Genomic DNA, 18,750 nt, shown 5'->3' with positions numbered 1-18,750 from the left:
TACATTTTAGGATTATATATAATAAAGTAAAATTTGACTTTTTAACCACTAAGGAGGAGCATTTTTTTTATGTCAATCGAGGTAGGCAGCAAGTTACAGGGTAAAGTAACAGGTATTACAAATTTTGGGGCTTTTGTGGAGCTGCCAGAAGGCTTAACAGGTCTTGTTCATATTAGTGAAGTTGCTGATAATTATGTGAAAGATATTAACGATCACTTAAAAGTAGGCGACCAAGTAGAAGTAAAAGTTATCAATGTTGAAAAAGATGGCAAAATTGGCCTATCTATTAAGAAAGCGAAAGAACGTGAAAAAACAGAAGGAGATCGTCCGCGTGGTGAATACCAACGTGGTGGTGATCAACAACGTTCTGGACGTCCACAACGTAATAATAATCGTTCTTCCAACAGAGATAACCGCGGTGGCGGTAACGAACGAGCTCCAAAAGAAACATTTGAGCAAAAGATGGCACGCTTTTTAAAAGATAGTGAAGATCGTTTAACTTCTTTAAAGCGTAACACAGAATCTAAACGTGGTGGCCGTGGCGCACGTCGCGGATAATAAGTCCGTTTAATTCTTAACATATAGAGAGGTACCCAGAGTAATTACTCGGGTACTTTTTTATGTGAGAGAATATATTTTTAAAAAAGTTTTTGAGATGTATTGACTTTAAAATATATCTGATGTAATATACTAATTGTCCGTTAAATACGACGACATGGCGGTGTAGCTCAGCTGGCTAGAGCGTACGGTTCATACCCGTGAGGTCGGGGGTTCGATCCCCTCCGCCGCTATATTTAATTTAACGGCCCGTTGGTCAAGTGGTTAAGACACCGCCCTTTCACGGCGGTAACACGGGTTCGAATCCCGTACGGGTCATCTAAAAAGATCATGCAAATTTGCATGGTCTTTTTTTGTTAAATATAAATTAAGACGTACAATACTTCTACAAAATCACCCTATATTTTCTGAACATTCTTTCAACTCTCTTTAAATAAATTAAATACTATGTATATATGTAGATTTATTTCGAATAAAAAGTCGAACGATTATAAAAGTCAAAACTGTTGTTTTGACAAAAAAACCAATAATCATCTTTTATAATAACAGTAATTAAACTATGCAGGTGGTGTTAAAAATATGCCTAAAGCAGGAAGGAATACTATGAATACAAGTGCATTGGCGATGAATGAAAGTCAGCTTGGAACAATAAAGTGGACGAGTAAGTTGCGAATGAAGTTTGAAAAAGTTTTCTTTAGATGGGGATTCATTATTGCTGTTATTGGTTTTCTTTTGGGACGAGCATATATATTAACAAACATTTTACCGTTTGCATTGCCGTTTTTTGCTGCTGTTTATGTTATGAAGCGAGATAAAATGCCGCTCGCGTTCTTAGCCCTAATGGGGGGAGCACTTTCAGTTTCAATAGATAATTTATTTTTTACTTTTGCATCTATCTTTACCTTCTTTATTTATAATATCTTCTTTAGTCGGTTTACACGTAAAACTGTTGGACTTGTACCATTCCAAGTATTTATCTCCGCATTAACCGCACATTTAGTTGTTGTATATTTTGCACAGCAAACCGTCACCATGTATGATCTGCTCGTCAGTACGATCGAAGCGGGGCTTAGCTTCGTATTAACGATGATATTTTTACAAAGTGTTCCGCTTTTAGTGGAAAGGAAAGGGAAGCAACAAGCGTTAGAAACAGAAGAAATTGTTTGTTTAATTATATTACTAGCATCTGTTTTAACGGGCACAACGGATTGGTTTGTTTATGATGCTTCTATTCAACATATTTTCACTAGATATTTAGTATTAGTATTTGCCTTTATTGCAGGGGCAGCTACAGGGTCCACGGTAGGAGTTGTCACTGGGTTAATATTAAGTTTAGCAAATGTGGCGAGCTTGTCTCAACTTAGTCTCCTTGCCTTTTCAGGATTGCTTGGGGGATTGTTAAAAGAAGGGAAGCGTATAGGAGTTAGTTTAGGTTTATTAATTGGTACAAGCTTAATTACATTATATGTAGACAAGCAAACAAGTATTGTAACAACTTTAATTGAATCTGGTGTAGCGATTGTTTTCTTCTTATTAACACCGAAGCTTGTTATGGATCGTATTGCTAAATTTATGCCGGGTACACAGGAACATTCACAGGATCAACAACAATATTTAAGAAGAGTGCGCGATGTTACAGCAAACAAAATCAATCAATTTGCTAATGTATTTGCTGCTTTGTCTAATAGCTTTTCTGTATACGGGTATGTGGAGGAGGAAGATAAAGAAACAGAAGCTGATTTATTTTTAAGTACAATTACTGCAAAAACATGTCAAACATGCTTTAAGAAGGATCAATGTTGGGTAGTTAATTTTGATAAAACATACGATTATATGAAACAAATAATGAGTGAAACAGAAGAAGGAACGCTGCAGCATAATCGGAAGTTAGTTCGTGAATGGGACAAGCATTGTGTGAGAGGGAAGAAAGTAACGGATTTAGTAGCGGGTGAATTAGATCACTTCTATGAGGGGCAGAAATTAAGAAAACAAATGAAGGAAAATCGTAGAATTGTAGCGGAGCAATTACTAGGTGTATCAAAAGTGATGGAGGATTTCGCTAAGGAGATACAACGAGAAAGAGAGAACCATCAAGCGCAGGAGGAGCAAATTTTACAAGCGTTTCGTGATTTTGGTGTCGAAGTGGAGCATGTTGATATTTATTGTTTAGATAGAGGAAGTATTGATATTGAAATGTTGATTCCGGCTGCATCTAATGAACATGGGGAATGTGAGAAGTTGGTTGCTCCAATGCTTTCAGATATTTTAAAAGAGAATATCGTCGTTAAGCATGAAGAGAAATCCTCATATCCAAATGGGCACAGTTTAATATCATTTGGTTCAGCGAAGACGTATTCTCTTGATACAGGATTGGCCACAGCTGCAAAAGGTGGTGGGTTTATTTCAGGGGATTCCTACGCGATGATGGATTTGAGCGTTGGTAAATATGCACTTGCGATTAGTGATGGTATGGGAAATGGACAAAGGGCTCATATGGAGAGTAGGGAAACGGTAAAATTATTACAAAAGATACTTCAATCAGGTATTGATGAAGAAATAGCGATTAAGTCCATCAATTCGATTCTTTCTTTAAGGACGACAGAGGAGATGTATACAACGCTTGACTTGGCTATGGTAGATTTAAGGGATGCGAGTGCGAAGTTTTTAAAGATTGGATCGACGCCGAGTTTTGTTAAACGCGGAAATAATATTTTGAAAATTGAGGCAAGTAATTTGCCGATGGGAATCATTGAAGATGTTGAAGTTGATGTGGTTGGTGAGCAATTAAAAACGGGTGATCTTCTTATCATGATGAGTGACGGCATCTTTGAGGGAGCGCAACATGTGGAGAATCATGAATTATGGATAAAACGTAAAATTAAAGAACTACAAACAGAGGACCCACAGGAAATCGCTGATATTATTATGGAAGAAGTAATTCGCTCTGGTGATGGTTATATAAATGATGATATGACTATTGTGGTGGCGAAAGTAAAGAAAAATATGCCGAAGTGGGCTACGATTCCAATAGTAGGAATGCAGGCGCAATAAAATAATCAAAAAACCTAGGTAGATGCCTAGGTTTTTTTGATTAAAAAGGTAATGTGATTACTTTGTTAAATATACAGGAGGGATGTAAGATAAAAATATGGATTTTGTACATCTTTTTTTTGCACAATGTTTGTAAAAGTTGTACCATTATATACAAGGTAACTAATGTTGTTGTTCTTGTTTAATGAAAGGTGATTGCGAAGTTGAAAGATGCATTTGTTGAAAAAGTAGATGACTTTGTAAAGCAGCATGATGTATTAAAGAAACATTCAACAATTGTTGTAGGGGTTTCTGGTGGTCCTGACTCTTTGGCTCTTTTATATTATTTGTTAGAAAAAAGGGCAGAAAAACAGCTAGAAATTGTAGTAGCACATGTGGACCATATGTTTAGAGGTAATGAATCTTATGAGGATTTACAGTTTGTACAGGGTCTTTGCAAAGAGCTAGGAGTTATTTGTGAAACGCTAAGGATTAATGTGTCGCAATATCAACAGCAATATGGAATGAATGCACAAGTTGCAGCTAGAGAATGCAGATATGCATTTTTGGAAAGAATAATGAAGAAATATGATGCGAGTTATGTAGCTCTTGGTCACCATGGAGATGATCAAGTAGAGACGATTTTAATGCGCCTTGTACGAGGGAGTACTCCGAAAGGATACGCAGGAATTGCAGTGAAGCGATCTTTTCATAATGGATATTTAATTAGGCCGTTACTTGGGGTAACTAAGGAAGAAATTGTTGATTACTGTAATAAATTAAAAGTTATTCCGCGTATAGATCCGAGTAATAAAAAAGAAGTATATACAAGGAATCGATTACGTAAATATGTCCTTCCTTATTTGAAAGAAGAAAATCCACAAATGCATGAGAAATTTCAAAAATTTAGCGTGCAGATGCAAGAGGATGAGGCTTATTTGCAGGAATTAGCTTTTGAGAAAATGAATAAAGTAATTACAAAAAAAAGCGATAAACAAATTAGCTTATCAATTCCTGCCTTTGAATCCATGTCTATGCCTTTACAAAGAAGAGGGATTCAACTAATATTAAACTATCTTTATGAATATAAGATTCCATCTTCGCTTTCTTCTATACATATTGACAAGGTGATTGAATTTTTTAAGCGGGCACAACCTTCAGGTTCACTAGATTTTCCAGGTGGTTTGAAAATTGTTCGCACATACGAAGAATGTGGTTTTGGATTTAAACAAGAAATTGTTTCTCCTTTTTCGCAAGATTTATCAGTACCTGGGACAATTATATTGCCGAATGGGGATAAACTTGTAACAGAGGTGAGCGAAGATATACCGAGTAACATGAATGAAACAGTATTTGTTGCTAAGTATAATGATATATCGTATCCACTTCGTATTCGGTCTAGGGAAAATGGAGATCGCATGTCAATGCAAGGTATGGATGGTACAAAAAAGATAAAAGCTGTTTTTATCGAAGCAAAAGTACCAAAAGAAAAAAGAGAAGAATGGCCGATCGTTTGTGACGCAAGTGGAAATATTATTTGGGTACCCTTGTTGAAACGATCTGCGTTTGCTACTTCGAAAGAGCTAGCAAAGAAGGGTAAATACATGATTATTCACTACAAAAGCAAGGAGTCTTCCGGGAGGATAATGAAATGATGAATCAAGATATCGAAAAAGTATTAATTTCTGAAGAACAAATACAAGAAAAGGTGCACGAACTAGGTGCAGTTATTGCAGAGGATTACAAAAATACAGTACCTCTTGCGATTGGTGTACTAAAGGGTGCAATGCCATTTATGGCAGATTTATTAAAGAGAACAGATACATATCTTGAAATGGATTTTATGGCTGTATCTAGCTACGGTCACTCTACAGTTTCGACAGGCGAAGTAAAAATCTTAAAAGATCTTGATACTTCGGTAGAAGGTCGCGATATTTTAATCGTTGAAGATATTATTGATAGCGGTCTTACACTAAGCTATTTAGTGGATCTGTTTAAATATCGTAAAGCGAAATCTGTAAAAATTGTTACTTTATTAGATAAGCCAACAGGCCGTAAGGTTGATCTGAAAGCAGATTATGTTGGATTTACTGTTCCTCATGAATTTGTTGTAGGATATGGATTAGATTATAAAGAGCAGTACCGTAATCTTCCTTATGTAGGAGTATTAAAACCAAGTGTTTACTCAAATTAATTAAATATAGGCGTTACAATTGTATAGGAAATTTTTTTTATGTTACGATTTACTATAGTGTTTATGCCGTGAGAGGAGGTTAGGAATGAATCGTATCTTCCGTAATACCATCTTTTATTTACTGATATTCTTAGTAGTAATTGGAATCGTGAGCTATTTTAATGGTTCGACGCAAAAAACGACATCAGTTAGCTACGATAAATTCATTACTCAACTTGAAAAAGGTGAAGTGCGTAATGTGCAGCTTCAACCGAAAAATGGTGTGTTTGAGGTAAAGGGACAATTCAAGACTTCTAGCCAAGGAGAACAATTTGTTACTTATGCACCAAATACTGAGGAATTACAAAAGAAAATTAATGATAAAGCGCAAGGGGCTGAAGTTAAGTATCAACCAGCAGAAGAAACAAGTGCTTGGGTAACGTTCTTTACTTCTATCATTCCGTTTGTCATTATCTTCATTTTATTCTTCTTCTTATTAAACCAAGCTCAGGGCGGCGGTAGCCGTGTTATGAACTTCGGGAAAAGTAAGGCAAAGCTATACAATGATGAAAAGAAAAAAATTCGTTTCAGAGATGTTGCTGGAGCGGATGAAGAGAAACAAGAACTTGTTGAGGTAGTTGAATTCTTGAAAGACCCTCGTAAGTTCGCTGAAGTTGGTGCCCGTATTCCGAAGGGTGTTCTATTAGTGGGACCTCCAGGTACAGGTAAAACTTTACTAGCACGTGCTGTTGCAGGTGAGGCAGGCGTTCCGTTCTTCTCTATTAGTGGTTCTGACTTCGTAGAGATGTTCGTCGGTGTCGGTGCATCCCGTGTACGTGATTTATTTGAAAATGCAAAGAAAAATGCTCCTTGTATCATTTTCATTGATGAAATTGATGCAGTAGGACGTCAACGTGGCGCGGGTCTTGGCGGTGGTCATGATGAGCGTGAACAAACGTTGAACCAATTGCTTGTTGAAATGGATGGATTCGGTGCAAATGAAGGTATTATTATCATCGCTGCGACAAACCGTCCTGATATTCTTGATCCAGCGTTATTACGTCCAGGTCGTTTTGACCGTCAAATTACAGTAGATCGTCCAGATGTAAATGGTCGTGAAGCTGTACTTAAGGTACACGCTCGTAATAAACCGCTTGATGAGAATGTCAACTTAAGAGCAATTGCAACTCGTACACCAGGATTCTCTGGTGCCGATCTTGAAAACTTATTAAACGAAGCTGCTTTAGTAGCTGCGCGTCAAGATAAGAAGAAAATTGATATGAGTGACATCGATGAAGCGACGGATCGTGTTATTGCAGGTCCAGCTAAGAAAAGTCGCGTTATCTCTGAAAAAGAACGTAATATCGTTGCATTCCATGAGGCTGGCCATACTGTAATTGGTGTTGTCCTTGATGAAGCAGATATCGTTCATAAAGTAACAATTGTCCCTCGTGGTCAAGCTGGTGGATATGCGGTAATGCTTCCGAAGGAAGATCGTTACTTCATGACAAAACCAGAGTTACTTGATAAAATCACTGGTTTACTTGGTGGTCGAGTAGCTGAGGAGATTGTATTTGGTGAAGCAAGTACAGGTGCTCACAACGACTTCCAACGTGCGACTGGTATTGCAAGACGTATGGTTACAGAATTCGGAATGAGTGATAAGCTTGGACCGATGCAATTTGGTAGCTCACAAGGTGGTCAGGTATTCTTAGGAAGAGACTTCCATTCAGAACAAAACTACAGTGATGCAATCGCGCATGAAATTGATGTGGAAATGCAAATAATTATTAAAGACTGTTATGCTCGTGCGAAACAAATTCTTACTGAAAAACGAGATAAGCTTGATATTATCGCGAAAACGTTACTTGAAGTAGAAACATTAGATGCAGAGCAAATTAATCATTTATATGATTATGGCAGATTACCTGAGCGTCCAACATCTTCAGATGATGTGAAAGTAAACATCAATATGAAGAAAGACGATGAAGATACAGAAGATAAGTAAGAAACGAAGGAGTGACAATAGTCACTCCTTTTTTTTGTGGAATGAATTTAAGTGGCAAAAAAAATTGAATGAAACTATTATTTAAAATTGAAATAGAGAGTAATCTTTTTGTACAATGATGAGTATAGAAAAACTGATTATATAAGTATGTGTGATATGATGTTTTTATAAGTTTTATACATACTGCGCAAATATAGATTAAATAAGATAAGTGGTGAGAATATGATTTTTGTATTGGATGTAGGGAACACAAATGCGGTACTAGGTGTGTTTGAAGAGGGGGAACTTCGTCAGCATTGGCGCATGGAAACAGATCGTCATAAAACAGAAGATGAGTATGGGATGCTTGTAAAGCAGTTACTTGAGCATGAAGGTCTTTCTTTTGAAGATGTGAAAGGTATTATTGTGTCTTCAGTCGTACCGCCAATTATGTTCGCTTTAGAGCGTATGTGTGAAAAGTATTTTAAAATTAAACCGCTTGTAGTGGGGCCTGGGATAAAAACTGGCTTGAATATTAAATATGAAAATCCACGTGAAGTAGGCGCGGACCGAATTGTAAATGCAGTAGCAGGAATCCACTTATATGGAAGTCCGCTTATTATTGTTGATTTTGGTACGGCTACTACATATTGTTATATTAACGAAGAGAAGCATTATATGGGTGGCGTTATTACGCCAGGAATTATGATTTCGGCAGAAGCTTTATATAGCAGGGCAGCAAAGCTTCCTCGTATTGAAATTACAAAACCGGGTAGTGTTATCGGGAAGAATACAGTAAGTGCAATGCAATCAGGTATTCTTTATGGATACGTTGGACAAGTGGAAGGTATTGTTAAGCGTATGAAGGAAGAAGCTAAGCAAGAACCGAAAGTTATTGCAACAGGTGGATTGGCAAAATTAATTTCAGAAGAATCAAATGTAATTGATATTGTAGATCCGTTTTTAACGTTAAAAGGTTTGTATATGTTATATGAGCGTAATGCAAATTTACAACATGAGAAGGGTGAATAAATAAGTATGAAAGATTATTTAGTAAAAGCGTTAGCGTTTAATGGAGAGGTTCGTGCTTATAGTGTACGTACAACAAATACAGTAAGTGAGGCGCAAAAACGTCATGATACATGGAGAACAGCTTCAGCGGCACTTGGTCGTTCTTTAACTGCGGGTACAATGATGGGTGCTATGTTAAAAGGCGAGCAGAAGTTAACGATTAAAGTAGAGGGTAACGGCCCGATTGGTCCTATCTTAGTCGATGCTCATGCAAATGGGGATGTACGTGGTTATGTAACGAATCCGCATGTTGATTTTGAAGGAACGGAACAAGGAAAATTACGTGTATATCAAGCGGTAGGTACAGAAGGATTTGTAACGGTAATTAAAGATATCGGTATGCGTGAACCGTTTATTGGTCAATCTCCCATTGTTTCAGGAGAACTAGGGGAAGATTTCACATATTATTTCGCGGTTTCTGAGCAGACGCCTTCTTCTGTAGGTGTTGGTGTTCTTGTAAATGGAGATGATAGCGTATTAGCGGCGGGTGGATTCATTCTTCAAATTATGCCAGGTGCGCAGGAAGAAACAATTTCATTTATTGAAGAGCGTCTTCAACAAATCCCGCCAGTATCACAATTAATCGAACAAGGTCTTTCTCCAGAAGAATTACTGTATGAAGTGCTTGGAGAAGATAAAGTGAAAGTGCTAGAAACAATGGATGTTCAATTTAATTGTACATGTTCACGTGAGCGTATTGAAAGCGTGCTAATTAGTTTAGGTAAAGCGGAGCTAGAACAAATTCGTGCAGAAGAAGAAGAGACGGAAGTTCACTGTCACTTCTGTAATGAACGACATAAATTCGCTAAAGAAGATATTACAAGTCTAATTGAGAACCTGTAATAAAGAAGTTTAGGCGGAGAATCAGCCGCCCGAATAGATTGACAAACAGGGAATTTTCTGACAAAATCTAAATATAGATAAAACCAATAAAAATACTCGGTGTTAGGAGTGACAGGAATGCGAGTGGCACAATCAGTTTCAGAATTAATCGGGAAAACGCCGATCGTTAAGTTGAACCGCATCGTAGAATCAGACAGCGCAGATGTATACTTAAAATTAGAATTTATGAATCCAGGAAGCAGTGTTAAAGATCGTATCGCGTTAGCTATGATTGAAGATGCTGAAAATAAAGGATTATTAAAAGAGGGCGATACAATCATTGAGCCGACAAGTGGTAACACAGGTATTGGCTTAGCGATGGTAGCAGCTGCTAAAGGATATAAGGCAATTTTAGTAATGCCAGAAACAATGAGTATTGAGCGTCGTAATTTATTACGCGCTTACGGTGCTGAATTAGTATTGACTCCAGGACCTGAAGGAATGGGCGGAGCAATTCGAAAGGCAACTGAATTAGCAGAAGAACATGGGTACTTTATACCACAACAGTTCCAAAATCAAGCGAATCCAGAAATCCATCGTATAACAACAGGTCCAGAAATTGTTGAACAGATGGGGGATCAATTAGATGCGTTTATCGCAGGTATTGGTACAGGTGGAACAATTACAGGTGCCGGTGAAGTGCTGAAAGAAGCTTATAAAGATATCAAAATTTACGCGGTAGAACCTGCGGATTCACCAGTATTATCTGGTGGAAAGCCAGGACCACATAAGATCCAAGGAATTGGAGCGGGGTTTGTTCCGGAGACATTGGATGTAGAGGTATATGATGAAATTATTCAAGTGAAAACGGAGCAAGCGTTCGAATATGCGAGAAGAGTGGCTAAAGAAGAAGGTATTTTAGTTGGTATCTCTTCGGGAGCAGTCGTTTATGCAGCGACAGAAGTTGCGAAGAAATTAGGTAAAGGGAAAAAGGTACTTGTTATTATCCCAAGTAACGGTGAACGTTATTTAAGTACACCACTTTATCAATTTGAGTCATAATTGAATGTGATTTGAAAAGCATCCTTAAAAAAGGATGCTTTTTCTTTTTTGATTGGAAAAAGGAAAAGAGTGAATGACTAGAAAACTTCATGTAAAATAAGAAGTAGTATAATTAATTTATTTTCACTAGCCCTCAAGTATAATCATTCTCTATATAAATAATTTTATGTAGTTTGAGTTGATTGGCTTAAGAGGGTGGGATAACAGAAGACGGGGTGTTGATATGCAACGAAGAAAATCTTTAGCGCTTTCTATTCCATATCAGTTAGATTTCTTTAAGCAATATAAATTTCTTTCTCAGGATAAGCCGCAACATATTTTGTTAGAAAGTGGACGTGGTGGTCGTTATAACATTGTTGGGCTGGATCCAATAGCGGTAATTCAGGGTAAGAATGAGACGTTACATATAAGCGAAAGTGGTAAGGAAACAATAGAGCGAGGGAATCCATTAGATTTAATGCAAGCGTATATGGAGAAATGGAAAACGGATTATAATCCGGAGTACCCACCTTTTCAGGGTGGGGCAATTGGATACTTTAGTTATGATTGTATCCGTTATATTGAAAAACTTTCTTCTCTTGCAGAGGATGATATTAATATACCTGACATATTCTTTTTGTTATTTGATGACGTGTTTGTGTATGATCAACAGGAGAAAGTATTATGGATTATTACGCATTATGTAGATGAGTGTGAAGAGGCAGAAGAACGATTAAGTGAATGGAAGGGTCTTTGGATGAAAGAAGCTCCTGAAGTGATTATGCCGTTTGAATGTCCTGAAAAGAAAAATGAAGCAGTCGCTTTTACGGAAGAGGGCTTTATGAAGGCCGTTGAACGTATTCAAGAATATATTGGAGCGGGTGATGTGTTTCAAGTAAACTTGTCGACAAGACAAGAAAGAACATTACAAACACATCCATTAGAAATATATACAAGTCTTCGTGAAATTAATCCATCTCCATATATGGGTTACTTGGAGTTTGGAGATTTTCAAATTGTTAGTGCTTCGCCTGAATTGCTAATTAAAAAGCAAGGAAAAGAAGTCAGTACAAGACCGATTGCTGGTACGCGCTCTCGAGGAGCAAGTGAGCAAGAGGATGAAGAATTAGCGAAAGAATTAATTGAAAATGAAAAGGAAAGAGCAGAGCATGTAATGCTTGTGGATTTAGAACGAAATGACTTGGGCCGGGTTTGTAAATATGGCACTGTTGAAGTAGATGAATTTATGGTAATTGAAAAATACTCACACGTTATGCATATTGTTTCTAATGTGCGTGGTGAGGTGGAAGCAGATAAAGATGCTTTCGATTTGGTGAAGGCTGTATTTCCTGGTGGGACAATTACCGGTGCCCCGAAAATACGTACGATGGAAATTATTGAAGAATTAGAACCTGTTCGCCGAGGAATTTATACGGGTTCAATTGGTTGGATTGGTTATTCTGGAGATACGGAATTGAATATTGTAATCCGAACACTACTTGCTAAAGATGGACAAGCGCATGTGCAAGCTGGAGCGGGTATTGTAATTGATTCAAATCCAAAAGATGAATATAAAGAGTCGTTAAAAAAAGCAATCGCTTTATGGCGTGCAAAAGAAAGTAGCGAAGAAACGGTTAGGTGAGAGAAATGATATTAATGATTGATAATTATGATTCTTTTACATTTAATTTAGTGCAATTTCTTGGAGAACTTGGACAAGAGCTTGTTGTTAAGCGTAATGATGAAGTGACTATTTCGGATATTGAGAATATGAAACCAGATTTTTTAATGATTTCGCCAGGTCCATGTAGTCCTAATGAGGCGGGAATCAGTATGGATGTTATTAAATATTTTGCAGGTAAGCTTCCGATTTTTGGGGTCTGTCTTGGACATCAATCAATTGCGCAAGTATTTGGAGGGGATGTTGTCAGGGCAGAGCGTTTGATGCATGGAAAAACATCTTTAATGCATCATGATGGGCAGACGATTTTTTCTGATATCCCAAATCCATTTACCGCGACACGTTATCACTCTCTTATTGTTAAAAAAGAGACGTTACCGAATTGTTTAGAGATAACATCTTGGACTGAAGAAGGTGAAATTATGGCGCTTCGTCATAAAACGTTGCCGATTGAAGGGGTACAATTCCATCCGGAATCTATTATGACTTCTCACGGGAAAGAGTTGCTACAGAATTTCATTCGCAAATATAGCCCAAGTGTGACATCGTGTTAATTTACGTAAATGGCGCGTATGTAGAAGCGAGTGAAGCGAAAATTTCTCCTTATGACCACGGTTACCTATATGGGCTTGGGGTTTTTGAGACATTTCGTATTTATAATGGTCATCCCTTTTTATTGGATGATCATTATGAACGCTTAATGGATGCGCTCGATATATTGCAAATCAAATGGACAATGACAAAAGATGAAGTGATGCTTATTTTAAAGAATCTACTTGTTAAGAATGAGTTAAAGCATGCGTATGTGCGCTTAAATGTATCGGCGGGTATAGATGAAATAGGATTACAAACGGAAGTATATGAAGAACCGTCTGTTATTGTTTTTATAAAACCTTTAGCAGCTCCAGGGAATGTAGTGGAAAAAGAAGGAGTTATTTTAAAGCAAGTGAGAAATACACCTGAGGGTGCATTTCGCTTGAAGTCCCATCATTATTTAAATAATATTTTAGGGAAACGCGAAATTGGAAATGTTGTGAATAAGGAAGGTATTTTTCTTACCGAAACAGGTTATGTTGCAGAGGGTATTGTTTCGAATCTCTTTTTTGTTAAAGGAGGTATTTTATATACTCCTTCATTAGAAACAGGGATTTTAAACGGAATCACTCGTGCGTTTATTATAAAGGCTGCTGAAGAGCTAGATATAGAAGTAAAGGAAGGTTTCTTTACAAAAGATGAATTGCTTTCAGCGGATGAAGTGTTCGTAACGAACTCTATTCAAGAGATTGTCCCCCTTTATCGTATAGAGGAGAAAGATTTCCCGGGTAAAGTGGGAGTGGTTACAAAAAGACTTATGGATCTTTATGGAGTGCAGAGAGAGAAATTGTGGAGCAGAAATGAATTGCGAAGAGGAGATGTGTAGTTTGAAGTGGGATTATGATTTGCGCTGCGGCGAATATACATTGAACTTAAATGAAAAGACATTAATTATGGGGATTTTAAATGTAACGCCAGATTCATTTTCTGATGGTGGGAGTTACAACGAAGTAGATGCTGCGGTGCGACATGCGAAAGAAATGAAAAATGAAGGTGCTCATATTATTGATATCGGTGGTGAATCTACCCGCCCGGGTTTTGCTAAAGTTTCGGTAGAAGAAGAAATAAAGCGAGTCGTTCCGATGATTCAGGCGGTTTCGAAAGAAGCGAAATTACCTATTTCTATCGATACGTATAAAGCTGAAGTTGCAAAACAAGCGATTGAAGCTGGTGCTCATATTATTAATGATATTTGGGGAGCGAAGGCGGAACCGAAGATTGCTGAAGTTGCAGCCTATTATGATGTACCTATTATCTTAATGCATAACCGAGATAATATGAACTATCGCAACTTAATGGCTGATATGATTGCTGATTTGTATGAAAGTATTAAAATTGCTAAAGATGCTGGTGTACGAGATGAGAATATTATTTTAGACCCAGGTATCGGTTTTGCGAAAACACCTGAACAAAATTTAGAAGCGATGCGTAATTTAGAACAGTTAAATGTACTGGGTTATCCAGTCCTCTTAGGTACTTCAAGAAAGTCCTTTATTGGTCATGTATTAGATTTACCAGTGGAGGAGCGTCTTGAAGGAACGGGTGCTACCGTTTGTCTTGGTATTGAAAAGGGCTGTGAATTTATCCGTGTTCATGATGTGAAAGAAATGGCGCGTATGGCTAAGATGATGGATGCGATGATTGGTAAGGGGGTAAAGTAATTGGATAAAATTTATATCCATGATATGGAGTTTTACGGTTATCATGGTGTATTCCCAGAAGAGAATAAATTAGGTCAGAGATTTAAAGTAGATTTAACGGTGGAGTTGGATTTAAAACGCGCAGGAGAAAGTGACGACTTAGAGCATTCTGTCAATTACGGGGAACTTTTTGAGCTGTGTAGAAAAGTTGTTGAAGATAAAACTTATAAGCTTGTAGAGAGTATCGCTGAAAATATCGCTACAGATATATTGAAACAATATGAGAGTATTTCACGGTGTACAATTAAGGTAATTAAACCGGATCCGCCGATACCAGGACATTATCGTGCTGTAGCGGTAGAAATTACGAGAGAGCGTCCATGAATAATATAGCGTACATTGCATTAGGTTCCAATATTGGGGAGCGTTATACTTATTTAACTGAAGCAATTCAGTTTTTAAATAAAAACCAGCATATCCAAGTTGATGATGTTTCGTCTGTATATGAAACCGATCCGGTTGGCTATACTGACCAAAATTGCTTTTTAAATTTAGTTATAAAAATTTCTACCAATTTATCACCGCAAGAATTATTGAAAGTAACACAAAGGGTAGAGAATGACCTAGGAAGAAAAAGGGGAATTAGATGGGGCCCGAGGACCATCGACCTTGACATTTTACTATATAATCAAGAAAATATTGAAGCAGAGAATCTTATTGTTCCGCATCCGCGGATGTTCGAAAGAGCTTTTGTTATCGTTCCGTTGTTAGAAATCAATCAAGATATAAAACAAGACATTTCACGTTCACAAGTAGAAGAAATGAAAAGGCGAGAGGGAGTAACGGTATGGAAGCAGAAAAATGGGGAAGACGCATTCGTGCTTTTCGAAAGCTAAAAGGCTATACACAAGAAGGTTTTGCGAAAGAATTAGGGGTATCTGTATCTGTTTTAGGTGAAGTTGAGAGAGGGAATCGATCGCCTTCCCAAGATTTTGTAGTAGAAGTTGCTAAAGCATTAAAGGTCTCGATAGATGAACTAATGCCGAAGTGACTATGAAGGAAGGAGTAAATCGAGTGTTAAAGATTGCAAATATTGAGATGAAAAATCCGGTTGTATTAGCACCGATGGCGGGAGTGTGTAACTCTGCATTCCGTTTGACAGTAAAAGAATTTGGTGCAGGTTTAGTTTGTGCCGAAATGGTAAGTGATAAGGCAATATTACTTAATAACAAAAGAACATTAGATATGCTATATATCGATGAGAGAGAAAAGCCATTAAGCTTACAAATTTTTGGTGGAGAGAAAGAAACCCTTGTGGATGCTGCGAAATACGTAGATAAATATACGACAGCAGACATTATTGATATTAATATGGGGTGCCCAGTACCGAAAATCACTAAGTGTGATGCAGGAGCAAAGTGGCTTTTAGACCCAAATAAAATATATGAGATGGTAGCGGCGGTTGTAGATGCTGTTGAAAAGCCAGTTACAGTTAAAATGCGTATTGGTTGGGATGAAGAACATATTTTCGCGATAGAAAATGCTAGAGCTGTTGAGCGTGCTGGTGGACAAGCGATAGCGGTTCATGGGCGTACACGAGTACAAATGTATGAAGGTAAAGCGGATTGGAATATTATTAAACAAGTAAAGCAGGCTGTAAATATTCCGGTTATCGGAAATGGTGATGTCGAAACACCACAAGATGCAAAGCGTATGCTTGATGAAATTGGTGTAGATGGTGTTATGATTGGTCGCGCTGCTCTTGGAGATCCGTGGATGATTTATCGTACGGTAAAGTATTTAGAGACAGGTGAGTTAATGCCGGAACCAACAGTGCGTGAGAAAATTGATGTATGTATGTTGCATCTAGATCGTCTTATCGATTTAAAGAACGAAAATGTTGCCGTAAGAGAGATGAGAAAGCATGCAGCTTGGTATTTAAAAGGTGTTCGTGGTAATGCGAGTGTGCGTAATGGTATCAATACTTGCGACACACGTGAAGACCTTGCGAATGTATTAGGTGCATTTGTAGAAGAAGTAGAAGCGAAACAACAAACAATTTATGTTGGTTAATAAGGGGGCATAGGAGATTGACATTCTTCTATACACTTCCTATAATTACGTGAAAGAAAGAAGAACTGCCAGTTAGTTGCTGGCAGTTTTTCTAGTTGAGTAGAAAATGCTATACTGTATATATTGTAAAAATTAATAGAGCTGGAGTGATATTAATATCATGGATAACATGAACCACGAAGAATTAAACGACCAATTGCTTGTTCGTCGTGAAAAGCTACATAATTTGCGTGAGCAAGGAATCGATCCGTTCGGTAAACGATTTGAACGCACAAATTCAACAACTGACTTAGTAAGTCTATATGGAGAATTCTCTAAAGAAGAATTAGAAGAGAAAGAAATCACTGTTTCTATCGCTGGTCGTATTATGACAAAACGCGGTAAAGGAAAAGCGGGATTTGCGCATATTCAAGATTTACAGGGGCAAGTTCAAATTTATGTTCGTAAAGATACTGTTGGAGATGAAGAGTACGAGTTATTTACGACAGCAGATTTAGGTGACTTAGTAGGTATTGAAGGTAAAGTGTTCAAAACAAACGTTGGAGAACTTTCAGTAAAAGCAATAGGATTTACACTTTTAACGAAATCCCTTCGTCCATTACCGGATAAATACCATGGATTAAAAGATGTTGAACAACGCTATCGTCAACGTTACTTGGACTTAATTACAAGTATGGAAAGCCGTGAAACGTTCGTTACCCGTAGTAAAATCATTCGTGAAATGAGAAGATATTTAGATGACAACGGTTATCTTGAAGTAGAAACGCCTATGATGCACGCGATTGCAGGTGGAGCGTCTGCTCGTCCTTTCACTACACACCATAATGCGTTAGATATGGAATTATATATGCGTATCGCAATTGAACTTCATTTAAAACGTCTTATTGTGGGTGGATTAGAAAAGGTTTATGAGATCGGCCGTGTATTCCGTAATGAGGGTGTATCAACTCGTCATAACCCTGAGTTTACGATGATTGAATTATATGAAGCGTACGCTGATTATAATGATATTATGAAACTGACAGAAAATATGGTTGCTCATATCGCGAAAAAAGTATTGGGTACAACAACAATCCAATATGGTGATTATGAAATTAATTTAGAGCCAGAATGGACACGTCTTCATATGGTAGATGCAATTAAGCAACACTCTGGAGCAGATTTCTGGAATCCAATGAGTGTAGAAGAAGCGCGTGAACTTGCAAAAGAACATAATGTGGAAATTAAGAATACAATGGAAGTTGGTCATATTATTAATGAGTTCTTCGAACAAAAAGTAGAAGATAAATTAATCCAACCAACATTTATTTACGGTCATCCGGTAGAAATTTCGCCACTTGCGAAAAAGAATGACGAAGATCCACGATTCACAGATCGTTTCGAGTTATTTATCGTTGCACGTGAACATGCAAATGCATTCACTGAGTTAAATGATCCAATCGATCAAAAAGAACGTTTTGAAGCTCAACTAAAAGAGCGCGAGCAAGGTAATGACGAAGCTCATATGATGGATGATGATTATATCGAAGCTCTTGAGTACGGTATGCCTCCTACGGGCGGGTTAGGAATCGGTATTGATCGTCTTGTTATGTTATTAACAAACGCACCATCTATTCGTGACGTATTATTATTCCCAGCTATGCGCCATAAACAAGACTAAGCTTTGGAGATTTCTCCAAAGCTTTTTTTATTTCTTTATTTGAGGGGAGAGAAACCTTCTATTAAAAGGAACGCGAGATTATTACTCGTTAAATGGATGCTGGATTAAAAAAACTATACTTATATAGAAGAGAGGTGCTGTTTTTATGCTTTTTTACTAAGTTAAAAATTTTATTAGAAAAACTATTGCATTTCATTTTTCTACATGATATATTAATAACCGTCGCTGATGCGGAAACGCAGAAAACGACAAAAAAGAAATTGAAAAACTTAGTTGACATCGAAAAATGAAGATGTTAACATAAGGAAGTCGCAAATGAGCGACTAAGTAGTTCTTTGAAAACTGAACGAAACAAACAACGTGAACGTCAATTTTTATTTTTAGATGCTAGACAAACTAACTTTATTGGAGAGTTTGATC

General features: G+C 37.4%; 17 protein-coding genes and 2 tRNA genes. All 19 read left to right on the top strand.

Going from position 1 to position 18,750, the window contains the following annotated elements; translation table 11 throughout:
• Positions 1–69 precede the first annotated feature (69 nt).
• Positions 70–558: a S1 domain-containing RNA-binding protein gene (locus ABH955_RS27570; protein WP_002063394.1), complete on the top strand. Its 489-nt coding sequence runs from the start codon at positions 70–72 to the stop codon at positions 556–558.
• Between the two features lie 159 nt (positions 559–717).
• Positions 718–791 (top strand) — tRNA-Met (locus ABH955_RS27565).
• A 13-nt stretch (positions 792–804) separates the two neighbouring features.
• A tRNA-Glu gene (locus tag ABH955_RS27560) sits at positions 805–876 on the top strand.
• A gap of 261 nt (positions 877–1,137) precedes the next feature.
• Positions 1,138–3,609, top strand: coding sequence for a stage II sporulation protein E (spoIIE, locus tag ABH955_RS27555; protein ID WP_002091571.1), 2,472 nt, complete (start codon positions 1,138–1,140; stop codon positions 3,607–3,609).
• A 203-nt stretch (positions 3,610–3,812) separates the two neighbouring features.
• Complete coding sequence (gene tilS / locus ABH955_RS27550) at positions 3,813–5,243, top strand: tRNA lysidine(34) synthetase TilS (protein ID WP_404449617.1); 1,431 nt, start codon at positions 3,813–3,815, stop codon at positions 5,241–5,243.
• On the top strand, positions 5,240–5,782 hold the full coding sequence (gene hpt / locus ABH955_RS27545; RefSeq protein ID WP_002124550.1) for a hypoxanthine phosphoribosyltransferase: 543 nt from the start codon (positions 5,240–5,242) through the stop codon (positions 5,780–5,782). The genes tilS and hpt overlap by 4 nt, the downstream gene beginning before the upstream one ends.
• A gap of 85 nt (positions 5,783–5,867) precedes the next feature.
• Positions 5,868–7,769: an ATP-dependent zinc metalloprotease FtsH gene (gene ftsH / locus ABH955_RS27540; protein ID WP_002091565.1), complete on the top strand. Its 1,902-nt coding sequence runs from the start codon at positions 5,868–5,870 to the stop codon at positions 7,767–7,769.
• 222 nt (positions 7,770–7,991) lie between these two features.
• Complete coding sequence (locus ABH955_RS27535; RefSeq protein WP_002009692.1) at positions 7,992–8,780, top strand: type III pantothenate kinase; 789 nt, start codon at positions 7,992–7,994, stop codon at positions 8,778–8,780.
• 6 nt (positions 8,781–8,786) lie between these two features.
• Positions 8,787–9,662 (top strand): redox-regulated molecular chaperone HslO, encoded by an 876-nt coding sequence (gene hslO, locus ABH955_RS27530; protein ID WP_002091564.1) that lies wholly within the window; start codon positions 8,787–8,789, stop codon positions 9,660–9,662.
• 117 nt (positions 9,663–9,779) lie between these two features.
• Positions 9,780–10,703, top strand: coding sequence for a cysteine synthase A (cysK, locus tag ABH955_RS27525; RefSeq protein ID WP_002130221.1), 924 nt, complete (start codon positions 9,780–9,782; stop codon positions 10,701–10,703).
• Positions 10,704–10,926: 223 nt separating this feature from the next.
• Positions 10,927–12,324, top strand: a complete 1,398-nt coding sequence (gene trpE, locus ABH955_RS27520) for an anthranilate synthase component I (protein WP_404457989.1) — start codon at positions 10,927–10,929, stop codon at positions 12,322–12,324.
• A gap of 5 nt (positions 12,325–12,329) precedes the next feature.
• Positions 12,330–12,917, top strand: a complete 588-nt coding sequence (pabA, locus tag ABH955_RS27515; RefSeq protein ID WP_002113273.1) for an aminodeoxychorismate/anthranilate synthase component II — start codon at positions 12,330–12,332, stop codon at positions 12,915–12,917.
• Complete coding sequence (gene pabC, locus ABH955_RS27510; protein WP_113938517.1) at positions 12,911–13,783, top strand: aminodeoxychorismate lyase; 873 nt, start codon at positions 12,911–12,913, stop codon at positions 13,781–13,783. The genes pabA and pabC overlap by 7 nt, the downstream gene beginning before the upstream one ends.
• On the top strand, positions 13,758–14,618 hold the full coding sequence (folP, locus tag ABH955_RS27505; protein ID WP_113938516.1) for a dihydropteroate synthase: 861 nt from the start codon (positions 13,758–13,760) through the stop codon (positions 14,616–14,618). Before pabC ends, folP begins: the two co-directional genes overlap by 26 nt.
• The gene (gene folB, locus ABH955_RS27500; RefSeq protein WP_404491877.1) at positions 14,619–14,981 is read left to right on the top strand and encodes a dihydroneopterin aldolase; all 363 of its coding nucleotides are present in this window, start codon (positions 14,619–14,621) and stop codon (positions 14,979–14,981) included.
• Entirely contained in the window at positions 14,978–15,493 is a 516-nt protein-coding gene (folK, locus tag ABH955_RS27495; RefSeq protein ID WP_404491875.1) for a 2-amino-4-hydroxy-6-hydroxymethyldihydropteridine diphosphokinase, read from the top strand. Before folB ends, folK begins: the two co-directional genes overlap by 4 nt.
• Entirely contained in the window at positions 15,445–15,648 is a 204-nt protein-coding gene (locus ABH955_RS27490; protein WP_000387027.1) for a helix-turn-helix domain-containing protein, read from the top strand. The genes folK and ABH955_RS27490 overlap by 49 nt, the downstream gene beginning before the upstream one ends.
• Positions 15,649–15,671: 23 nt before the next feature.
• The gene (gene dusB, locus ABH955_RS27485; RefSeq protein ID WP_002009708.1) at positions 15,672–16,670 is read left to right on the top strand and encodes a tRNA dihydrouridine synthase DusB; all 999 of its coding nucleotides are present in this window, start codon (positions 15,672–15,674) and stop codon (positions 16,668–16,670) included.
• Positions 16,671–16,830: 160 nt separating this feature from the next.
• Positions 16,831–18,330: a lysine--tRNA ligase gene (lysS, locus tag ABH955_RS27480; protein ID WP_002009709.1), complete on the top strand. Its 1,500-nt coding sequence runs from the start codon at positions 16,831–16,833 to the stop codon at positions 18,328–18,330.
• Positions 18,331–18,750: the final 420 nt, after the last annotated feature.

The sequence above is a fragment of the Bacillus sp. RC240 genome (assembly GCF_044907945.1).
GTDB classification, from domain to species: domain Bacteria; phylum Bacillota; class Bacilli; order Bacillales; family Bacillaceae_G; genus Bacillus_A; species Bacillus_A mycoides.
This window is presented reverse-complemented; position numbering and strand designations above follow the sequence as displayed.

Coding starts and splice junctions, on each gene's coding strand:
- ABH955_RS27570 (WP_002063394.1), top strand. CDS start 70: ATGTCAATCGAGGTAGGCAGCAAGTTACAGGGTAAAGTAACAGGTATT.
- spoIIE (WP_002091571.1), top strand. CDS start 1,138: ATGCCTAAAGCAGGAAGGAATACTATGAATACAAGTGCATTGGCGATG.
- hpt (WP_002124550.1), top strand. CDS start 5,240: ATGATGAATCAAGATATCGAAAAAGTATTAATTTCTGAAGAACAAATA.
- ftsH (WP_002091565.1), top strand. CDS start 5,868: ATGAATCGTATCTTCCGTAATACCATCTTTTATTTACTGATATTCTTA.
- ABH955_RS27535 (WP_002009692.1), top strand. CDS start 7,992: ATGATTTTTGTATTGGATGTAGGGAACACAAATGCGGTACTAGGTGTG.
- hslO (WP_002091564.1), top strand. CDS start 8,787: ATGAAAGATTATTTAGTAAAAGCGTTAGCGTTTAATGGAGAGGTTCGT.
- cysK (WP_002130221.1), top strand. CDS start 9,780: ATGCGAGTGGCACAATCAGTTTCAGAATTAATCGGGAAAACGCCGATC.
- trpE (WP_404457989.1), top strand. CDS start 10,927: ATGCAACGAAGAAAATCTTTAGCGCTTTCTATTCCATATCAGTTAGAT.
- pabA (WP_002113273.1), top strand. CDS start 12,330: ATGATATTAATGATTGATAATTATGATTCTTTTACATTTAATTTAGTG.
- folP (WP_113938516.1), top strand. CDS start 13,758: ATGAATTGCGAAGAGGAGATGTGTAGTTTGAAGTGGGATTATGATTTG.
- folK (WP_404491875.1), top strand. CDS start 14,978: ATGAATAATATAGCGTACATTGCATTAGGTTCCAATATTGGGGAGCGT.
- ABH955_RS27490 (WP_000387027.1), top strand. CDS start 15,445: ATGGAAGCAGAAAAATGGGGAAGACGCATTCGTGCTTTTCGAAAGCTA.
- lysS (WP_002009709.1), top strand. CDS start 16,831: ATGGATAACATGAACCACGAAGAATTAAACGACCAATTGCTTGTTCGT.